17 protein-coding genes are annotated in these 19,886 nt (G+C 72.7%); 1 reads left to right on the plus strand and 16 read right to left on the minus strand.

The genetic code is table 11. The features are described 5' to 3' along the window. Positions 1 to 3: 3 nt before the first annotated feature. Genes HJD23_RS05600 through HJD23_RS05625 form a run of 6 tightly spaced genes read right to left on the minus strand, consistent with a single transcriptional unit; the run spans position 4 to position 6,076 of the window. Positions 4 to 777, minus strand: a complete 774-nt coding sequence (locus HJD23_RS05600; RefSeq protein WP_171109443.1) for a GvpL/GvpF family gas vesicle protein — start codon at positions 775 to 777, stop codon at positions 4 to 6. Further along, a complete protein-coding gene (locus HJD23_RS05605) occupies positions 774 to 1,205 on the minus strand; it encodes a gas vesicle structural protein GvpA (RefSeq protein ID WP_171109442.1) in 432 nt (143 codons plus the stop codon). The genes HJD23_RS05600 and HJD23_RS05605 overlap by 4 nt, the downstream gene beginning before the upstream one ends. A gap of 46 nt (positions 1,206 to 1,251) precedes the next feature. Beyond that, positions 1,252 to 1,602 carry a gas vesicle protein gene (locus tag HJD23_RS05610; RefSeq protein WP_171109441.1) on the minus strand — a complete coding sequence of 117 codons (351 nt, stop codon included), beginning with the start codon at positions 1,600 to 1,602 and terminating at the stop codon, positions 1,252 to 1,254. Between the two features lie 45 nt (positions 1,603 to 1,647). Then, the gene (ligD, locus tag HJD23_RS05615) at positions 1,648 to 2,574 is read right to left on the minus strand and encodes a non-homologous end-joining DNA ligase (protein WP_171109440.1); all 927 of its coding nucleotides are present in this window, start codon (positions 2,572 to 2,574) and stop codon (positions 1,648 to 1,650) included. Further along, complete coding sequence (locus HJD23_RS05620; protein WP_171109439.1) at positions 2,571 to 4,418, minus strand: transketolase; 1,848 nt, start codon at positions 4,416 to 4,418, stop codon at positions 2,571 to 2,573. Before HJD23_RS05620 ends, ligD begins: the two co-directional genes overlap by 4 nt. Next, on the minus strand, positions 4,415 to 6,076 hold the full coding sequence (locus HJD23_RS05625) for an NAD(P)/FAD-dependent oxidoreductase (protein ID WP_171109438.1): 1,662 nt from the start codon (positions 6,074 to 6,076) through the stop codon (positions 4,415 to 4,417). The genes HJD23_RS05620 and HJD23_RS05625 overlap by 4 nt, the downstream gene beginning before the upstream one ends. 162 nt (positions 6,077 to 6,238) lie before the next feature. On the opposite strand from HJD23_RS05625, the gene HJD23_RS05630 reads away from it, so the two are divergent. Beyond that, positions 6,239 to 7,195, plus strand: coding sequence for an LLM class F420-dependent oxidoreductase (locus tag HJD23_RS05630; protein ID WP_171109437.1), 957 nt, complete (start codon positions 6,239 to 6,241; stop codon positions 7,193 to 7,195). Here HJD23_RS05630 and HJD23_RS05635 read toward each other — a convergent pair. The 10 genes from HJD23_RS05635 to HJD23_RS05680 form a co-directional block, all read right to left on the minus strand. Further along, positions 7,185 to 8,201, minus strand: coding sequence for an SDR family oxidoreductase (locus HJD23_RS05635; RefSeq protein ID WP_171111537.1), 1,017 nt, complete (start codon positions 8,199 to 8,201; stop codon positions 7,185 to 7,187). The two genes, HJD23_RS05630 and HJD23_RS05635, sit on opposite strands and share 11 nt — an antisense overlap. An 18-nt stretch (positions 8,202 to 8,219) precedes the next feature. Beyond that, positions 8,220 to 8,723, minus strand: a complete 504-nt coding sequence (locus HJD23_RS05640) for a phage holin family protein (RefSeq protein ID WP_171109436.1) — start codon at positions 8,721 to 8,723, stop codon at positions 8,220 to 8,222. Between the two features lie 203 nt (positions 8,724 to 8,926). Beyond that, the gene (locus HJD23_RS05645) at positions 8,927 to 9,478 is read right to left on the minus strand and encodes a GNAT family protein (protein ID WP_171109435.1); all 552 of its coding nucleotides are present in this window, start codon (positions 9,476 to 9,478) and stop codon (positions 8,927 to 8,929) included. A gap of 31 nt (positions 9,479 to 9,509) precedes the next feature. Next, positions 9,510 to 11,294, minus strand: a complete 1,785-nt coding sequence (locus HJD23_RS05650) for a CocE/NonD family hydrolase (protein WP_171109434.1) — start codon at positions 11,292 to 11,294, stop codon at positions 9,510 to 9,512. A gap of 130 nt (positions 11,295 to 11,424) precedes the next feature. Continuing rightward, positions 11,425 to 12,348 carry an LD-carboxypeptidase gene (locus tag HJD23_RS05655; protein WP_171109433.1) on the minus strand — a complete coding sequence of 308 codons (924 nt, stop codon included), beginning with the start codon at positions 12,346 to 12,348 and terminating at the stop codon, positions 11,425 to 11,427. Beyond that, complete coding sequence (locus tag HJD23_RS05660; protein WP_171109432.1) at positions 12,345 to 14,309, minus strand: prolyl oligopeptidase family serine peptidase; 1,965 nt, start codon at positions 14,307 to 14,309, stop codon at positions 12,345 to 12,347. Before HJD23_RS05660 ends, HJD23_RS05655 begins: the two co-directional genes overlap by 4 nt. A gap of 4 nt (positions 14,310 to 14,313) precedes the next feature. Next, positions 14,314 to 15,618 carry a M20/M25/M40 family metallo-hydrolase gene (locus tag HJD23_RS05665; protein WP_171109431.1) on the minus strand — a complete coding sequence of 435 codons (1,305 nt, stop codon included), beginning with the start codon at positions 15,616 to 15,618 and terminating at the stop codon, positions 14,314 to 14,316. Further along, a complete protein-coding gene (locus tag HJD23_RS05670; RefSeq protein ID WP_171109430.1) occupies positions 15,611 to 16,444 on the minus strand; it encodes a M55 family metallopeptidase in 834 nt (277 codons plus the stop codon). Before HJD23_RS05670 ends, HJD23_RS05665 begins: the two co-directional genes overlap by 8 nt. Positions 16,445 to 16,528: 84 nt before the next feature. Continuing rightward, on the minus strand, positions 16,529 to 17,254 hold the full coding sequence (locus HJD23_RS05675) for a class I SAM-dependent methyltransferase (protein WP_171109429.1): 726 nt from the start codon (positions 17,252 to 17,254) through the stop codon (positions 16,529 to 16,531). Between the two features lie 153 nt (positions 17,255 to 17,407). Continuing rightward, positions 17,408 to 19,855, minus strand: coding sequence for a SpoIIE family protein phosphatase (locus tag HJD23_RS05680; protein ID WP_171109428.1), 2,448 nt, complete (start codon positions 19,853 to 19,855; stop codon positions 17,408 to 17,410). Positions 19,856 to 19,886 lie beyond the last annotated feature (31 nt).

Below are 19,886 nucleotides of genomic sequence, written 5' to 3' on the forward strand. Positions count from 1 at the left end.
TCCTCACCCGGCCCCGGTGTCCACGCCGCCCGCCGCGCTGCCCGCCGGCTCGGTGGGGCCGGGCTCGACGAAGCTGTACGGGGGCAGCGGGCCGTTCACCCGGACCTCCAGGTGCGGCAGGTCCTTGCGGGCCTGCTCCACGGCGGCCAGGAAGTTCTCCGCCGACCGCCGGTCCACCAGGAACGACACGTTGGCGAGCCAACCGGTGGACTCCGGCCCCACGCCGACCGCGTCCGCGTCCGGCTCCAGGGCCCGCCGCAGCGCGAGCGCGTCCTCGGCCTCCTTGGCCTTGACCGCGGCCGCGACCATCTCGCCGAGCCGGATCTTGTCCTCGTAACCGCCCCGGCCCGCCTTCCGGTTGGCCTCCGCGAGCGCTCGGATCTCGGGGCTCTCGGCCATCACGTGGTGCAGGACGGCTTCCTCGACGTGGTTGGCCTTCACGTTGTACTCGATCCGGCCGTCCAGCGCCGTCAGGCGTTCCTCGTAGTGCTCGGCGCGCTCGGCCAGCACGCCCGTGACCGCCGCGTCGTCCGGGGCGACGCTGCCGAACCGCATCGGCAGCACACACCCGGCCGATCCGCTCTCGGCGAGCACGTTCTGGTGGGCCAGCAGCTCCTTGCGCTTGGGGCGCAGCCCTTCGGGCGCGTCGCTGACGATCGCCGCCAGGTCGCCCTCCTCCAGGATGCGCACGGGCCGGGCCGGGTCGCCGACGCCGCCCATGCCGTCGGGGAGGGCGGGATGCGAGCGCGCGGCGATGCCGTAGACGTATGTGCTCACTCCTGCTCCTCCTTCCGGCGCGAGGACGTGGACGTGGTCTTGCGGGCACGCGGCCGGGATTCGCCCTCGCCCTCCCCGCGCGCCTGCTTGAAGGCGTCGGAGACGGCCTGCGCGGCGCCGGACAGCGCGCCCTTGGACTTGCCGCGCGCGCCGGACTCGGTGACCTCGCCGACGACGTCGGGCAGGCCGGGGCTCTTGCGCGGCCCGGCCTCCAGGTCGAGCCGGTTGCACGCCTCGGCGAAGCGCAGATAAGTGTCGACGCTGGCGACGACGACCCGGACGTCGATCTTCAGGATCTCGATGCCGACCAGGGACACGCGGACGAAGGCGTCGATCACGAGCCCCCTGTCGAGAACGAGTTCAAGCACGTCGTAGAGGCCGCTGCTGCCGCCTCCACCGCCGGTCTGCTGTGCCGGTACAACGGTCATGCCGGCCGTTCCTCCTTGTCGGTGGGTGTGGCTCCGGGTGGGCGGCCTAACGGCCGCCCGGCCTGTGTGAGTCGGCCCGCCCGCGTTCGTAACGGCGAACGCGCCGGTAGCCGGTGAGCTGTCCGTCGGGGTCGAGATCGACCTGGTAGCTCGCCATCAGGCTCATCGTGTCGGGCACGCGGGCGAGTTCGAGGACCTCGACCTCCAGGGACCAGCCGTCCTCGGTCTGTTCGAAGGACGACACGGTCTCGGCGGCCATACCGGTGAGCTCGGCCAGCTGGGTGCGCGCCTGGCGCAGCACCTGCATGGGGCTCGGCCGGTCGTCCGCCGTACCTTCTTCCGCGTTGCGGGAGTTACGTGAATCCTGTGAATCGGACGTGTTCCGTGTGTTCGTCATGGCCACCTCGAACTTCGGGTGGCCTGACGGCCCTTGGCCAAACCTTCAGCTACGCAACGCGTTGAGCCGGCGCCGGGCCGGGCCGAGGGCGCGGCCGCGGCTCAGCACGTCGGCCCAGGGGTTGGTGCGGGCCTGGTCGACGGCGTCGGCGATGGTCCAGCGGCGCGGCCCGAAGTCGGGGTGGTCGAGCTGGTCCCAGGCGACGGGCACGGCGACGGGCGCGCCGGGCCTGGCCCGTACGGTGAAGGGGGCGACGGCGGTCTGGGCGTAGGCGTTGCGCTGTACGTCGAGGTAGAGCCGGTCGCCGCGGTCCTTCTTGCGGGCTGCGGTGGTGAACCGGTCGGGGTGCGCGGCGGCGAGGGTGTCGGCGACGTCCCGGGCGAACTCGCGCGCATCGTCGAAGTCGTGGTGCCCGTTGAGCGGCACGACGACGTGCAACCCGCGCGAGCCGGTGGTCATCAGCGCCGAGGGCAGCTTCAGTTCGTCGAGCAGGTCCCCGAGTTGCCAGGCCGCCTCGCGCACGGGGGCGAAGGAGTCGCCGGACGGGTCGAGGTCGAACACCATCCGGTCCGGCCGGTCGAGCCGACCGGTGCGGGAGAGCCAGCGGTGCAGGGTGAGGCACGCCTGGTCGGCGAGGTAGACGAGGGTGGCGGTGTCGTCGCAGACGGTGTGGCAGACGGTGCCGCCCTCCTTGGGCACCTCGACACGGGTGATCCACTCCGGATAGTTCTCCGGCGTGTTCTTCTGCATGAATTCGGGGCCGTCGAGGCCGTCCGGATGCCGCTGGAGCATCAGTGGACGGCCGCGCAGATGCGGCAGCATGAACGGCGCGACGGCCCGGTAGTGGTCGACGAGATCCCGTTTGGTGTACTCCTTGGCGTCCCCACCGCCGGGGAAGAGCACCTTGTCCGGCCGGTGCACCTCCACCGTGCGCCGCCCGGCGCGCACGGTGTGGACGTCATCACCGCTCACCGTACGACCGCCTGTTCGACCAGCAGTTGTACGGCGGCGGCGATCGACTCGGCGTCGATGCCCGCGGCGTGCAGTTGCTGGTCGGGCGCCGCCGAACCCGGCATCGTACGCACCGCGAGACGCACCAGGCGCGGCATGGGGCGCCCGTCGAGGAAGGGGTCGAGGACCGCGTCCCCGATACCGCCCTCCTGGTGGTGGTCCTCGACGGTCACCAGGCAGCCGGTCTCCTCGGCGGCCTGGCGCAGCGTCAGCCGGTCGACGGGCTTCACCGAGTACAGGTCGATCACCCGCACCTGGATGCCCTCGCGGTCCAGCGCGTCGGCGGCGGCCAGCGCCTCCGGCACGGTGACGCCGGCGGCGACGAGGGTGAGCCGGTCGGTCCCGGAGGAACGCAGCACCTTGCTGCCGCCCACCGGGAACTCCTCGTCGGAGCCGTAGATCACCTGGCTCTTGCCGCGCGAGGTGCGCAGATAGCGGATGCCGTCCAGGTCGGCCATGGCGGCGACGAGACGGGCGGTCTGGTTGGCGTCGCACGGGTACAGCACGGTCGAGCCGTGCACCGCCCGGAACATCGCCAGGTCCTCCAGGCCCATCTGCGAGGGCCCGTCCTGGCCGATGGCGACGCCCGCGTGCGAGCCGACCAGGTTGATCCCGGCCCCGCCGATCGAGGCCATGCGGACGAAATCGTACGCGCGTGTGAGGAAGGCCGCGAACGTCGAGGCGTACGGCACCCAGCCGCGCGAGGCCATGCCCACCGCGTTGGCGACCATCTGCTGCTCGGCGATGTAGCACTCGAAGAACCGCTCGGGGTGCTCCTTGGCGAAGGCCTCCGACCGCGTGGAGTCGCTCACCTCGCCGTCGAGGGCGACGACGTCACCGCGTCCGGTGCCGAGGGCGGCGAGCGCCTTGCCGTAGGCGTCCCGGGTCGCCACCTCCTCGCCCGGGTCGAAGCGGGGCAGTTCGACGTGTGCCTCGCGCACGGCGTGCAGCAGGCGCGCGGTCGGCGGTTCCTGCACATGGACGCGCAGGTCGCGGGGGCCGCCGAGTTCGGCGATGGCCTCCTCGGCCTCGGGCAGCGGCTTGCCGTGCAGCCCCTCGCGGTCCTGGACGCCCTCGACGCCCTTGCCCTTGAGGGTGCGGGCGAGGACGGCCGTCGGCTGGCCCCTGGTCGACAGGGCCTCCCCGTACGCCCGGTCGATCGCGTCCACGTCGTGCCCGTCGACCTCGATGGTGTGCCAGCCGAACGCCTGGAAGCGGCGGGCGTAGGCGTCGAGGTCGTGGCCGTGCCGGGTGGGGCCGCGCTGGCCCAGCCGGTTGACGTCGACGATCGCGGTGAGGTTGTCGAGATGCTCGTACGAGGCGTGCTCGGCGGCCTCCCACACGGAGCCCTCGGCGAGCTCGCTGTCCCCGCACAGCACGTACACGCGGTAGTCCGTGCGGTCGAGCCGCTTGCCGGCGAGCGCGATCCCGACGCCGACCGGCAGTCCCTGCCCGAGCGATCCGGTGGCCGTCTCGACCCACGGCAGCCGCTGGGGTGTGGGGTGCCCTTCGAGCCGGCTGCCCAGCTTGCGGAAGGTGAGCAGCTCGGCGTCGTCGATGGCACCGGCCGCCTTGTAGGCGGAGTACAGCAGGGGGGAGGCGTGTCCCTTGGACAGCACGAAGCGGTCGTTGCCCGGGTGGTCCGGGCGGTCGAAGTCGTAGCGCAGGTGGTTGGCCAGGAGTACGGCCATCAGATCGGCGGCGGACATCGACGAGGTCGGATGCCCGGAGCCTGCGGCGGCGGAGGCCCGCACGCTGTCCACGCGCAACTGCTGGGCCAGCTCGACGAGTTCGCGGGTGTTCATCGGTCTCCTTCGTCGGGGATGTCGCTGCGCTTCACGGGGCCTGGGGAGGGGTGCTGCTCGCCGGACTCGGGGGCGGGCTGGTCTTCGGCGGGTTCACCGCCGGGCTGGCTCTCGGCCGGTTCCCCACCCGGCTGATTCTTCGCGGGTTCGCCACCGGGCTGGTTCTTCGCGGGCTCACCACCGGGCTGGTTCTTGGCCGGTTCGCCACCCGGCTGATTCTTCGCGGGCTCGCCACCGGCATCGGAGGCGGTGGCAGCCCCGGGACCGCTCCGGCCCCCGGCCCCCGTATCCGCCCCGGCCCCCGTATCCGCCCCGGCCCGCGCATCCGTCTCCGCCGCGCCCCCCGTCTCCGCCCCACCCGGCACCCGCGCCAGCTCCGGCGACGCCGTGTCCAGCGGTACCGACCAGGACCGTACGAGCCCCAACTGCACGGCCTGACGCGGCAGTACGGCGTCCAGCAGCCAGTCGGCCGCCACCCGCACCCGGTTCCCCGGCATGGCGGCGAGGTGGTAGCCGCGGGTGACCGCGCCGGCGGCGATCCCGGACAGCGGCACGCCCAGCGGGTTCGCCGCCGCCTTGGTGCCGCCCAGGTCGACCACGAACCCCATGTCCCGGTGCCGGTAGGCCCGCCGCTCCCCCGCGCCGAACGACGCGGCGATGTTGTGGGCGCACACCTTGCCCTGCCGCCAGGCGTGCTGTGCCGTCATCGGCGTGTACTGACCGGGCTTGTCGAGGTCGGGCACGGCGGCGGCGTCCCCGCAGGCGAACACCTCGGGGCGGCCCGGCACCTGGAGGTGCGGGTCGACGAGCAGCCGCCCGCGTTCCATGGGCTGCCCGAGGGACTCGACGAGGGGATCGGGCCGTACGCCCACGCACCACACCAGCGTGCGCGTGTCGACGTACTCCCCGTCGGTCAGCAGCACCCCGCCGTGCATGGCCTCCTTCACGGAGGTTCCCATCCGCACGTCGACGCCCCGCTGCCGCAGCACCCGGTCGGCGGTGCGGGAGAGCCGTTCGTCCAGCTCGGGCAGGACGCGCGGCGCGATGTCCAGCAGCATCCAGCGCGGCCGCATGCCCTCGCGCAGGGGGTGCTTGCGCACCTGCGCGTCGGTGAACATCTGCCCGTGCGCGGCCACCTCGGTCCCGGTGTAGCCGGCGCCCACCACCACGAAGGTGCAGCGCGCGGCGCAGCTCTTGGGGTCGTCGGCGGCGGCCGCCAGCTCCACCTGCCGGGTCACGTGGTCGCGCAGGTAGAGCGCCTCGGGCAGGCCGCGGAAGCCGTGGGCGTGCTCGGCGACGCCGGGGATGGGCAGCAGCTTGTTGACGCTGCCGGCGGCGAGCACCAGCCGGTCGTAGTCCAGCGTGCCGCTCCCGCCCTCGGGGTCGGAGTAGTGCACGGTCCGCGTGTCGAGGTCGATGCCGTCGGCCTCGCCGAGGACGAGCCGGACCCGGGGCAGGGTGCCGGAGAGGGAGACGGTGACCCGGCGTGGCTCCAGGATCCCGGCGGCCACCTGGGGCAGCAGCGGCAGATACAGAAAGTAGTCGGTCGGGTTGAGCAGGGTGATGTGGGCCTTGTCCCGGGCCAGCCGCGACAGGACGCGGGCCGTCCGGTAGCCGGCGAAGCCGGCACCGACGATCACGATGCGGGGTCGACTCACGGTTTCGCCTCCGGCGGTCGTCTCGTACGAGGTTTTCCGCGTCCCCCTGGTCAGGGCGCCCAAACCCGGACGGCCCCCGTTCGGCCCGGCGTTTCGCGCCCCGGCGGCCGGATACCCGGCCGGTGACCCACCCCCCATCCCCCGGACGCGGAGGTGTCCCCCATGCCCGAGTACGGCTACTTCCTGTCCTGTGAGGAGTTCGGGCCCGCGGATCTCGTCGAGCAGGCGAGGATGGCCGAACAGGCCGGATTCCAGAGCCTGTGGATCTCGGACCACTACCACCCCTGGAACGACGCCCAGGGACAGAGCCCCTTCGTGTGGTCGGTGATCGGCGCGATCTCCCAGGCGGTGTCCCTGCCGATCGAGACCGCGGTGACCTGTCCGACGGTCCGGGTCCACCCGGCGGTGGTGGCGCAGGCCGCCGCGACCAGCGCGGTGATGACGAACGGCCGCTTCCGCCTGGGCGTGGGCACGGGTGAGGCACTCAACGAGCACATCGTCGGCCACACCTGGCCGCCCGCCTCCGTCCGGATGGACATGCTGGAGGAGGCCATCCAGGTGATGCGCAAGCTGTTCACGGGCGAGGAGATCAGCCACTACGGCACGCACTACAAGGTGGAGAACGCCCGCCTGTACACCGTGCCCGACGGGCCGGTCCCGATCGACATCTCCGGCTTCGGCCCGCAGGCGACGGCACTCGCCGCCCGGGTCGGCGACGGCTACATCACGATGATGCCCGAGGAGTCGATGGTGGAGCAGTTCCGCAAGGGCGGCGGGGGCGCGAAGCCGGTGAGCGGCGGCACGAAGGTCTGCTACGGGGCCGACAGCGACGAGGCGGTCCGTACGGTCCGCCGGTTGTGGTCGAACCAGCTGCTGCCCGGCGAGATGGGCCAGATCCTGCCCTCTCCGCGGCACTTCGAGCAGCTGGAGCCGCTGATCACCGAGGAGATGGTCCGCGAGAACACGGTCTGCGGCGACGACGTCGACGAACACGTGTCCGCGCTCAGCGCCTTCGCCGAGGCGGGCTTCGACCGGATCTACGTCAACCAGATCGGCCCCGACCAGCGCGCCTTCTTCGACTTCTACCGCACGAAGGTGCTGCCCCAGCTCACGACGTAGAGTTTCGGGTCAGCTTGCGTACGGCCAGGACGCCGACGCCGACACCGACACCGAGTGCCTTGGCCACACGTCCGCGATTCCGCGATGCCCACCCCTGTGAGCTGGCAGGACGCGCCTCCCCGTCGAAACGCCCGTGCGCGCCGAAGTCCCGTCCGCGCGGCCCGTCCGCCGGGCTCCACAGGTTACCGACTCCACCGTGCTCCCCGGGGTCCTGCTGCGCGTCGAACCCGGTCCGGGCGAGATACCGCTCCAGCAACCCGGGGGCGACGGCGTTGGCGATCAGGGTGCCCACCGTCGAACCCCCCACCCAGTACTCCCGCCGCCGCCCGTGCCCCGCCGCGTGCACGATCGCCCGCGCCGCGACCTCGGGCTGATACACGGGGGGCACCGGCCGGGCCCGCCCCGGCATCCGGTTCAGCACCCAGTCGAACTGCGGGGTGTTGAGCGCGGGCAGCTGCACCATCGTCGTCCGCACCCCGCTGCCCTGGTGCAGCAGCTCGCAGCGCAGCGACTCGTTGAACCCCTGGATCGCGTGCTTGGCCCCGCAGTACGCCGACTGCAGGGGGATCCCCCGGTACGCCAGCGCGGAGCCGACCTGCACGATCGTGCCCCGGTCCCGGGGCAGCATGTGCCGCAGCGCCGCCCGCGTACCGAACACATAGCCGAGATACGTCACTTCGGTCACCCGCCGGTACTCGTCCGGCGTGATCTCGGTGAACGGCGCGAACAATCCGGCGAAGGCGTTGTTGACCCATACGTCGATCCGCCCGAAGGCGTCCACGACCTGTTCGGCGGCGTTGTCGACGGCCTTGGCGTCGGCCATGTCGACCGGTACGACGAGCGCCTCACCGCCGGCGCGCTGCACCTCGTCCGCCGCCGCGGCGAGCCCCTCGCGCCCGCGGGCCAGCAGGGCGACCCGGTCACCCCGCGCGGCGAAGGCCACCGCCGTGGCCCGGCCCACCCCGGCGGTGGCTCCGGTCACGACGACGGCCCTGCCCCTTCCGATCGGTGTGCGCACCCCGCATCACGCCCGGTGGTGCGGGTTCTCGGGGTCGATGCGGTCCGGCGGCGGCAGCGTGCCTGGCGTGTCCGCGCCCGCCGGGGGTGGCGGGAAGGGGCGCACCGACGGGTACGGCGCGTTGCTGAGCCCGCCGGGCGGGCCGGGGGGCGGAGCGGCGCCGTGCGCGCGGTCCCGGTCCGCCGCCAGCTCGGCGCGCCCGTGCGGCGTCCCGGCGGCGTGCGGCCTGGCGGCACCGCGCAGCAGGTAGGCGACGACACCGAGGATCGCCGCGGTGATCAGCGCGGCGGCCCAGCCCGGCAGGGCGGCGGCGAGCGCCAGGCCGACCGCGAGGGCGACAGCCGCGCCCGCGTACAGGGCGACGACCCCGGACGCGGCGTACAGCGTGGCCTTGCGGCGCTGCTTGCGCGTCTGCTGCCGCAGTTCGTCGCGGACCGTCTCGCGCGCGACCTGTGCCAGCTCGTCGACCAGATGCTTGTCCAGGTGCTCCAGATGATCCATGCGGTCCATGGCGCCCGGGTACCCATGCGCAACCCCGCGTAACGCCACGCCCCGCCGCGTCCACGCTCAGGAGGGCGCAACGGCGTCCACGACGACGTCCACGAGCAGCGCGCCCGCCGTGCCCTCGGCAGTCCGTCCGGGTCGGCGCTGTCGAGGACCTGGGAGGAACGCGCCGAGCTGGATCGACGCCCCCTCCAAGGACGAGATGAAGATCAACTACGAGCCCGCATCTCGACGGTGAGCGCCCAGCGCTCGTGGTCCCGCCAGGCGCCGTCGATGTACAGCATGTCCGGCGAGAATCCCTCCAGGCGGAATCCGCAGGCGCGGGCCAGGGCGATGGAGGCGGCGTTGCCTGGCTGCACGTTGATCTCCAGCCGGTGCAGCCGCATCGGTCCGAAGGCGTGGTCGATCACCAGGTTCAGCCCTTCGCGCATCAGGCCCCGCCCGGCGGCGTGCGCGAAGGCGCCGTATCCGAGGGCACCGCTCTGGAAGGCGCCGCCGACGATGTTGTTGATGTTGATGTATCCGGCGAGGGCACCCGTGGCCGTCTCGCAGACCAGGAACCCCGCCTTCGTCGGGTCCTCGATCAGCCGCCCCGCATAGCGGGCGTACGCCGCGGCGGTGTCCGGCGGGAACAGCCACGGGTGGTGCAGATCCTTGCTCTCCCTCACCCGCGCCGTAAATTCTGCGCCGTCCTCGTGGGTGAAGTGGCGTATGCCCACGCGGGGGCCCTCGGCGAGGTAGCGGGACGCGATGTGCGGCATCCCGCCACCCTACGACCGGCCGTGCGCGGCGTCAGTCGCGGACCACCGGCAGCTGAAGCACCCCGGTGTCGCCGGGCGCGCTCACCACGGTCACCGGCTTGATCCCCCGGTTGCCGAAGTACGCCCCGTCACTCGCCGCGATCACGAACCGCAGCCGGTGCCCCTGCTCGTAGCGGTGCACGATCCCCGGCAGCGTCACGGTGAACGGCCTGCGCACATCCGGCACCCGGACCGGCGCGACCAGCCGGTGCACCAGCGTCTGCGTGCCGTCCGGGGCGACGTCGTACAGCTTGGCGAACAGCACCAGCTTGTCGGCGGCGTCCCCCGAGCCCTGCGTCCGCGCGGCCTTCGGCGAGACCACCTTCAGCGTGGCCCGGGGCTCGCCCACGACGTCCACGGCCCGCGCGAGCGGCTCACTGGTCCAGCCCAGGTAGGTGCCCTTGGTGTCGTACGGCGCCCGGTCCGGCAGGCCGAGCATCGCGGCCAGGGATCTCTCCGAATGGCTCGTGGGGAAGAGCCGGTTGGTGTACGTCCGGCTGCCGCGCGCCACCTTCCTGCGGTTGTCGACGAGTTTGCCGTCGCCGGAGAGGTACAGCGTCTGCCCGAGCGCGGGCAGCCGTTCGGCGGTGGCGTACCGGCTGCCGGGGTCGCTCACCCAGTCCCGGTAGTAGGCGAAGGCGGGTCCGGTGTCGACGCCGGTCCTGCGGTGCAGATAGCGGTCGAACCAGGCCAGGATCCGCCTGCCGACGTAACTGGTCTCCAGGTTGCCCGCGCCGAGGTTGAGTTCGCCGTCCGCCGGGTCGCCGGTGCCGCCGCTGTGCCCCCACGACTGCCAGATCATCTTCACCGGCGTGCCCTGGGCCTTGAGCGTCTTGTACGTCTTTGTCGCCTCGTTGAGATTGAACAGGCTGTCGGCCTGCCCCTGCACCAGCAGCGTCGGTGCCTGGACCCGGTGCAGATAGGACACCGGGGAGACGCTGTGGGCGTAGTCGAGCAGTTTCTCGGTCCGGTCGGCCGGGTAGCGGCCGGTGTTGAGGGTGCGCACGGTGGCGCAAGCCTGGGTGACGAAGTGCAGGCAGGCCAGGGAGTTGATGCGGGACGGGTCGAGGCTCGGCTGGAGCAGCGGCTGGCCCTCGCCGATGAGGTAGAAGCCGTTGGTCCACTGCCACTTGAAGGCGCCGGGCACCCTGCCCGCGCCGACGGCGTTGTTCGGGTCGAGCGAGTACGCCAGGTTGTGCCAGGTGACCATCGGCACCAGCGCGTCGACACGGTGGTCGACGGACGCCGTGGCGAGCTGGACGGCCCCGCCGTAGGAGCCGCCGATCATCCCGACGCGCGGGTCGCCCGGCCGGTCCAGGGTGACGAAGTCGGCGCTGGTCCCGTCGTCGGCGGCGCGTTTGCCGGCGAGGAAGTCCAGCAGCTGGGAGGCCGCGTGGCCGTCGATGGCCGGGTCGTCGAGCGAGATGAGACAGCCCGTGCGGCCGAAGCCGAGTCCGGAGTAGACGAGCCCGACATAGCCGCGCTGGGCGAAGTTCCTGCCGATGGCGTCGGTGGAGCCGTCGTTCTTGCTGCCGCCGAAGCCGTTGGTGGCGAGGACGGCGGGGGCGGGGTGGGCGCTGTCCACGCCCGCGGGCCGGTAGAGGTCTGCGTCGATCGTGCAGGTGCGGCCGCCCGCCTGGACGGTGAACTTCAGGGCGGTGACGGTGTACTGGCCGGTCGCGGCGGTGGCGGGGGCGGTGAGTGCGAGGGGTGCGGTGAGCACGGCGCCGAGAGCGGCGGCGAGGACGGCACGGGATCTGGGCACACGTCGGGACACAGGACCTCCACGCTGAGGACAACCCGGATACCGGCCAGTACGTACTGGCCGGTTGTCATGCTGTGACCTGTGTCATGCGGGGTCAATCACCGTGAGGGAGTTTTCTTGACGGAGATTCAGTTCGACTCTCTCAGCGCAACGCGGGCTCCTCCAGCGTCAGCGTCCCCGCCTCCGCGTCCAGCTCCGCCCGCGCCCCGAACGGAATCGTCAACGCCCCTTCGCAGTGCCCGAACCCGAACTCCTCCACCACCGGCACCCCGAGCCCGCCCAGCCGGTCGGCGAACACCCGGCGCAGCTTGTCGTACGGACCGCAGTCGAGCCACGAGCCGAGGGCGATCCCGGCGACCCCGTCGAGCCAACCGGCGCGCAGCAGCTGGGTCAGGATCCGGTCGAGACGGTACGCCTCCTCCCCCACGTCCTCGATCATCAGCAGCCCGCCACGGGCCCCGCCGCGGGCGTACGGCGTGCCGAGATCGGCCGCGAGCAGGCTCACACAGCCGCCGAGCGTGACGCCCCGCGCCCGCCCGGGCACCAGCGCGCCGCCACCGGCGGCGATGGTGCGGACCGTCTCCGGCGCGAACAGGGTGGCCTTCAGATGGTCCTGTGCCCGGGCGTTCTTGAGGAAGTCGACGCCGGCCGCCATCGGCCCGTGCAGAGTGACCAGGCCGAGCCGGGTGGCGAAGGCCTCGTGCAGCGCGGTGATGTCGCTGAAGCCGACGAGCACCTTCGGCCCGGCCGCCCGCAGGGCGTCCCAGTCGAGCAGGTCGACCATCCGCTGCGCCCCGTACCCGCCGCGGGCGCACAGCACGGCGGCCACGGACGGATCGCACCAGGCGGCCTGGAAGTCGGCGGCCCGGTCGGCGTCCGTGCCCGCCAGGTAGTCGAACTCACCGTGCCGGTCCAGCACATGCGGTGCCACCACCGGGTCGAGGTCCCAGCCGCGCAGCACGTCGAGCCCTGCTTGCAACCGTTCCTCGGGCACCGGCCCGCTCGGCGCGACGACGGCCACCCGGGCCCCGGAGGCCAGCCGGGGCGGTCGTACCAGCTGCTTCACTTGGCCAGCTCCAGCGTGGGGACACCGGGCGGATTGAGCCCGAACACCTGGGCGTACAGGGAGAGTTCCGCCTCCAGTGCGCGGATCATGGTGTCGGCCCGCCGGAACCCGTGCCCCTCGCCCTCGAACGCGATGTACGCGTGCGGTACGCGCCGCCCCTCCATCCGTGCGAGGAACCGCTCGCACTGGGTGGGCGGGCAGATCACGTCGTCCAGGCCTTGGAGCAGCAGGAAGGGTGCGGTGATCCGGTCGGCGTGCTCGGCGGGCGAGCGTTCCGCGTACCGCCCGGGCACCTCGGCGAGTGGTCCGACCAGGCTCTCCAGGTACTGCGACTCGAAGTCGTGGGTCTCGCCGGACGCCCAGCCGGTGAGATCGAGGATCGGGTAGATGATCGTGCCGCAGGCGTAGACGTCGGTCATGGCGAGCGACGCGGCCGTGGTCCAGCCGCCCGCGCTGCCGCCGCGCACGGCGAGCCGGTCGCGGTCGGCGGTGCCCTCCTCGGCGAGGGCCAGCGCGACGGCCGCGCAGTCCTCGACGTCGACGACGCCCCACTGCTCGCGCAGCCGGTTCCGGTACTCCCGCCCGTAGCCGGTCGAGCCGCCGTAGTTGACCTCGGCGACCCCGATGCCGCGCGAGGTGAAGTAGGCGATCTGGAGGTCGAGGACGAGCGGGGCGCGGCCGGTCGGGCCGCCGTGCGCCCAGACGACGTACGGCGGCAGCTCGGCGCCGGGCGGGGTGCAGCCGGGGTGGTGCGGCGGGTAGACGTGCGCGTGGATCTCGCGTCCGGCGGGTCCGGTGAAGGTGCGGATCTGGGGTTCGGGGTAGTACGCCGGGTCGACCACGTCGTCGTGTTCGGCGCCGATCACCCTCGCACGGCCGGTACGGGCGTCCAGTTCGACCACCTCGTAGGCGCTGCGCGGGCTGGCGCCGACGGCGACCACCCGCTCGCCGTGCACCGCGAGGGCGGGCGCGAACTCGGTCCAGGGTCCGGCCGCGTCGACGACCTCGCCGGTCTCGGGGTCGAGGATGCCGAGGGCGGTGGCGCCGCGGCCGTGCACGACGGCGACGAGCCCGCTGTCCAGCGGCGCGAACCAGCGGTGGCCGATGCGCCACAGTGGCCCGCCGAACTCCTCCTCGCGCGGGCACAGCGGCTCACCGTCGCGGTACAGGTTCCACCAGCCGGTGCGGTCGCTGACGTACAGCAGGGAGCCGTCGGCGGCGAAGTCCGCCTGCGCGATGGCCTCCTCGGGGCCGCCGGCGACCGTGCGGGGCGCGGTGAGCGTGCCGTCGTCCGTGACCTCGGCGAACACCAGTTCCGTACCGTCCCACGGCATCCGGGGATGGTCCCAGGCCAGCCACACCGCGTGCCGCCCGTCGGGCGAGAGGCGGGGCCCGGTGACGAACCGGTGCCGGGCGCCGGTGAGTTCGCGTACGGCGTCCCGGTCCTCGGCGGCGGAGCCGTCCAGCGGCACGGCGGCCAGGACGCGCCGCACGTCGGTGGGTCCGTCGCCGGTGAACTCCTCCAGGACGCACCACACTTCGCCGCGCTCCACCCGCAGCTGCGGATCCACCCACCGCAGCCCGCCGCCCACCGGCGACACGGGGGTGAGCGGACGCGGCTCGCCGCCCTCCTCGTACCGGTACAGCCGCTGGTCGGCGAAGTGCACGAAGACCACGACCGGGCGCCCGTCGACGAGGGCACCGGCCCAGGGCTGTCCGCCGTACTCGATGACCCGGCTGCGCACGTTCCACGGCGCGGGCAGCACGGACTCCTCCGTCCCGTCGGCGTGCCGCCGCACCAGCGTGCGCCGGCCGCCCTCGGTGGGCCGTGGCTCGGTCCACCACGCCTCGTCGCCGACGAAGCCCACGAACTCCGGGTGCCCGTCGTGCGCGGCGGCGAGGGCCGCGTCGATGGGCGAGGGCCAGGAACCGTACGGCAGGGTCTGCACGTTCTCCCCCATGTGGTCAGGCGTCCCGCAGGAAGCGGTCGAGGACGCGGACGCCGAAGTGCAGCGCCTCGACGGGCACGCGCTCGTCGACGCCGTGGAAGAGGGCCTGGTAGTCGAGGCCCTCGGGCAGCTTCAGCGGCGCGAAGCCGTAGCCGGTGATGCCGAGCCGCGAGAACTGCTTGGCGTCGGTGCCACCGGACATGCAGTACGGCACGACGTGCCCCTCGGGCGCGAACTCCTGGACTGCGGCCCGCATCCTGGCGTACGTCGGCGAGTCGACCGGCGCCTGCAGCGCGACCTCGCGATGGTCGAACTCCCAGTCCACGTCCGGCCCGGTGAGCAGGTCGAGGGTGTCGCGGAACTCCTGCTCCCCGCCCGGCAGATAGCGTCCGTCGACGTACGCCACGGCCTCGCCCGGAATGACGTTGATCTTGTAACCGGCGTCCAGCATGGTCGGGTTGGCGCTGTTGCGGACGGTGGCCTCGACGAGCTTGGCGGCCGGGCCGAGCTTCTCCAGCAGCCGGTCGACGTCCTTGAGGTCGGTGTCGATGCCGTACAGCGCGGCGAGTTCGGTGAGCGCCGCCCGTACGGTCGGGGTGAGCCGGAGCGGCCACTCGTGCGCGCCGATCCGCGCGACGGCGGCGGCCAGCCGGGTCACCGCGTTCTCGCGGTTCACCTTGGAGCCGTGCCCGGCGCGCCCGCGCGCGGTCAGCTTCAGCCAGCCCGTGCCGCGCTCACCGGCCGCGATCGGGTAGATCTCGCGGCCCGCCCCGTCGTGGAAGGTGAACGCCCCGGACTCGCTGACGCCTTCGGTGCAGCCCTCGAACAGCGGGGCGTGCTTGTCGGCGAGGAAGCCGGACCCGTCCTCGGCGCTGGCCTCCTCGTCCGCGGTGAACGCGATGACGAGGTCCCGCCGGGGCCGTACGCCCTCCCGGGCCCAGGACCGCACGACGGCGAGGATCATCGCGTCCATGTTCTTCATGTCGACCGCGCCCCGGCCCCAGACGACCCCGTCGCGGACCTCTCCGGAGAACGGGTGCACGCTCCAGTCGGCGGCCTCGGCGGGCACGACGTCGAGATGCCCGTGCACGAGCAGCGCGTCGGCTTCCGGGTCGGTGCCCTCGATGCGGGCGACCACGTTGGTGCGGCCCTTGGTGCGTTCCAGGAGCGTGGGCTCAAGTCCCGCCCCGGCCAGCCGCTCCGCCGCGTACTCGGCGGCGGGCCGCTCCTGGCAGTCGCCGCCACCCCGGTTGGTGGTGTCGATGCGAATGAGATCGGAAGTGAACTGGACGACCTCGTCCAGCGCGCGCTGATCAGCCATACTGCTCCTCCACGGCGGCCGAGACGACAGTGGTGACCGCCTTGAAGGTGCGGATCCCCTCGTACATGGTCGCGCAGGTGTACGCCACCTTCCGCTCCCCGGTCCGGTCGACGCCCGGCACCACGGTCGCCGCCATGGCCAGGTGCTCGGCGTCGAACTCGACCGCGACGGTGTGCGGGCCGGCGGCGACCGGCTCGTACCGCACCGCCAGCGAGGCCGCCTCCTTCGCCGCGGCCCGGATGTCGGCGGCGGTCCTGGCCGGCGTACGGCACACGGCCGCGTACCGCGACACGTGGTCCTTGACGGCGACCTTCAGCGCCTCGGGCGCGTACCCGAGCGCGTCCTCGCAGGCGATGTCGTCGCCGGTCACCAGCACCACGGGCACCCCGTACTCGGCGACGACATGGGCGTTGAGCAGCCCCTCGCTGGCCCGCACGTCGTTCAGCCAGACGCCGGTGATGGAGTTGGCGAGGTAGGTGTGCGCGAGGACGCCCTCCGCGCCGGCCCCCGCGTGGTAGCCGACGAACGCGATTCCGTCCACGTCCCCGTGCTGCACGCCCTCGACCATCGACAGCGACTTGTGCCGCCCGGTGAGCATCTGCACCCGCTCGTCCAGTTGTTCCAGCAGCAGGTTACGCATGGTCCAGTGCGCCTCGTTGACGAGGACCTCGTCGGCGCCGCCGTCGTAGAACCCGAGCGCGGCGGCGTTCACGTCCGAGGTGAACATCGACCGGCAGCGCTCCCACTGGGGTGTTCCGGGCAGCACGTCGGCCGGCCAGGTGACACCGGTGGCGCCCTCCATGTCGGCGCTGATGAGGATCTTCATGGTGCGCCACGTTACGCGGAGATGCGACGGCCGACCAGGATCCCGGGAGGCACCGGCTGGTCAGTCGGTGTGCGGCACCGCACGTCACCCGGTGCGGCCCGCCACCAGCCACTTCGACGGCAGCTCGATCCGGGTGCCGTCCGGACCGGACTCCGTGGTCGTCAGCGGCAGCTCACCGCTCGCCAGCACGGTGAGGCCCGCCGAGGTCAGGAACTCGGGCACCGCGGCGTCGGCGACCTCGCCGGGCGCGATGCCGTGCCGGAAGACCGGGGCCAGCTTGGCGGGCGGCCCGTCCGGGCTCTGCGCCAGGCCGCGCAGGACGAGCCCGGCGGCCTCGGCGAGCTCGACGAGGAAGACCCGGCCGCGCTCGCCGACCAGCGTCGCGATCCCGTCCACCAGCGGCTGCCGGTCGGCGGGCTCGCACTGGTGCAGTACGCCGCGCATGTACACGTTGGCGTCGCCGAGTTGCGCGCGCAGGGCCTCCGTCTCGGTCTTGTCGGCGGCGTCCAGCACCCGGTACGTCGCCTGCCCCGCCGGGTCCGCCCGCTCGGCGTGCGCGAGCGCCGCCGCGGACAGATCGGCGCCGACCACGCGCGGGAAGCGGCCGGCCAGGAAACGGGTCTGGGTGCCGTTGCCGCAGCCCAGGTCGACCAGGGGCAGCCCGGGGTCGGCCAGGTGCGGCTCGAACAGGGCGACATGCCGTCCGGCGGTCAGCGCGGGCTCGGCGTCCCAGAACACGGAGCCCTGCCCGCCGGGCGCCTCACGCCAGAACCCCTCCCAGGCCTCCCGGTACCGACTTGTCACGCTCATGGCCAACTCCCCAGGTCCGACGCCGTTTTCCCGCCACATGTGACGGGCCAGTACGGTCTATCGCGTCCGGGGCGCGGTCACAAGCACACGGCGCATACACACGCACACCCTCACGGCTCGTTCGACCGGCGTACGCCGCCCCGGCCGGGCGAATCAGCGGCGCGGCAGCGTGAGTTCGAACCAGACGGTCTTGCCGGCACCGGTCCGGCTGGCGCCCCACTCGCGCGCCAGGGTACTGACCACGCGCAGTCCGCGCCCGGTCTCGTCGCCGGGCCCGGCGCTGAGCAGCGTCGGCAGGTCGTGATCGTCGTCGTCCACCTCGCACAGCAGGGTGTCGCCGCGCACGAGACGCAGTTCGACCGGCCCGCGGTGCGAGTGCCGTACGGCGTTGGTGACCAGCTCACTGACCATCAGCTCGGCGTTCTCGGCCAGCTTCGCCAGACCCCACTCGTGCAGCTGCTCACGGACCACCGCACGGGCCCGGCCCACCTCGGCCGCATCGCGGGTGAACCGCCATTCGGCGACGTCGTCGGGCTCGATGCCGTTGAGGCGGGCCATCAGCAGGGCCACGTCGTCCTTGCGGCCGCCGCGGGTGTTGAGGGCGCGGATGATCGTGTCGCAGGCGTCGTCCATGGACGCGGCCGGGTGTGCGGCCGACTCGCACAGCGTGGCGAGTCCGACGCCGATGTCCTCGCCGCGCATCTCGACCAGCCCGTCGGTGCACATCACCAGCCGGTCACCGGGCTGCACGCGCACGCGTACCGCCTCGAACGGCACCCCGCCGACGCCGATCGGCGCTCCCGTGGGCAGGTCGAGCAGGTCGCTGCGCCCGTCCTCGGCTCGGACCAGCACCGGCGGGATGTGGCCCGCGTTGGCGATGCGCAGTTCGCTCGCGATCGGGTCGTACACGGCGTACAGGCAGGTCGCGAGGTAGGTGTCGCCGAGCCGCTGGGCTAGGTCGTCGAGGTTGCGCAGCAGCTGGGCGGGCGGCAGGTCGAGCGCGGCCATGGTCTGTACGGCCGTACGCAACTGGCCCATCATGGCGGCCGAGTTGAGGCCGTGCCCCATGACGTCGCCGACGACGAACGCGGTGCGCGCGCCGGGCAGTTTCACCGAGTCGAACCAGTCGCCGCCGACCCGCCCGAGCAGGGTGCCGGGCAGATAGCGGGTGGCGATGTCGCAGCCCGCCATGCGCGGCGGGATGTGCGGCAGCATGCTGTCCTGGAGGGTCTCGGCGACGCTCTCCTGGAAGGTGTACATGCGCGCGTTGTCGAGCACGAGGCCCGCGCGGGCGGCGAGTTCGGCGCCGGTGACGCGGTCCATGTCGTTGAACTCGGCGCGCTCCGGATGCCGCAGTAGGATCATGAAGCCGAGCACGACGTTGCGCGCCTTCAGCGGTACGACGAGCATGCTGCGGCCGGTGATCAGCGGCCGGATGTCCCGCTTCTCGAACTGCGAGGCGATGGCGTGGCCCATCTGCTCGCTGATCCGGGGCACGAGGACGGGTTCGCCGGTGGTCATGCACTGGAAGAACGGCGTGTGCGCCGGGAACGGCATGGCCTCGCCGACGGGGACGACGTCGTCCCAGCGGCCGGGTTCGTCGGTGTGCTCGACGGCCACCCGGTGCCACATGGTGGTGGTGTCCGGAACACCGTCCGGGAAGCCCTCGCCGGCGACGACCTGTTCGCGCAGATAGGTGCCCGCGACATCGGTGAAGCGCGGTACGACCGCCTTGCTGACCTCGACGATCGTCCGCGCCAGATCGAGCGAGGTGCCGATCTTCCCGCTGACCTCGTTGAGGAACTCCAGACGCTCCCGTACGGCCGCGTACTCGAGGTCCTCGCCCTCCTCCTGGAGTTCCTCCGGTACGGGCTCCCCCGCGGCCATGGCCCGGACGAGCCGCTCGCGCCGCGCCTTGCGCTCGGCACGCCGGGGCACACCCCAGTCGGGGGTGACGGGCACGCGGTCGTTCTGGCTGAACTCCAGGATCGGGTAGCCCAGTTCGAGGACCTGCCCGACGATCCGGGCGCTCTCCTCGACGCTCATGCTGGGCAGGATCTCGGGGAGCCGGCGGGCCAGTTCGTCGGCGCCGGGGAAGTCGGTGTGCAGGGCGAAGGCGGGCGCGATCCGCTCGACGGCCGTGTCCTCGTCCGTCGGGTGCGGGCGCAGTGCGGCGGCGTCGGCGGCGAGCACCAGCAGCCGCTGACCGCCGGGACCCACCAGCGGGTACGCCCACCACAGCACGTCGACCCGGTCGTCGTCGGGCACGGTGATGCGGGCGCTGCCCGCCGCCGGGTAGGACAGCCCACCGTCGATGGAGGCCCCGAGGTCCGGGCCGAGCCCGTCGTACGCCCCGTAGGGCCCGTACGGCGAGTCCTCCTGGTCCTCGGGCAGCGCACCGGAGACGGGCAGCAGGTCGCTCACCGGGCGGCCGACCGCGGACTCCTTGGCGGTGCCGAACAGCCGCCGCGCGCCGGTGCTCCAGTGGGAGACCAGGCCCTCACGGTCCACGACGACCACGGCCAGCGGGACACGTCCCGCCGGCGCACCGCTCCCCGCCAGGTGGCTGGGAGGTGCTTCCAGGTCGGTGCCACGCTCCATGGCCCAGGCCCTCTCTCCCCACGACTGTGCA

Origin of the sequence: Streptomyces sp. Z423-1 (genome assembly GCF_013009255.1) — a bacterium.
GTDB lineage: Bacteria > Actinomycetota > Actinomycetes > Streptomycetales > Streptomycetaceae > Streptomyces > Streptomyces gossypiisoli.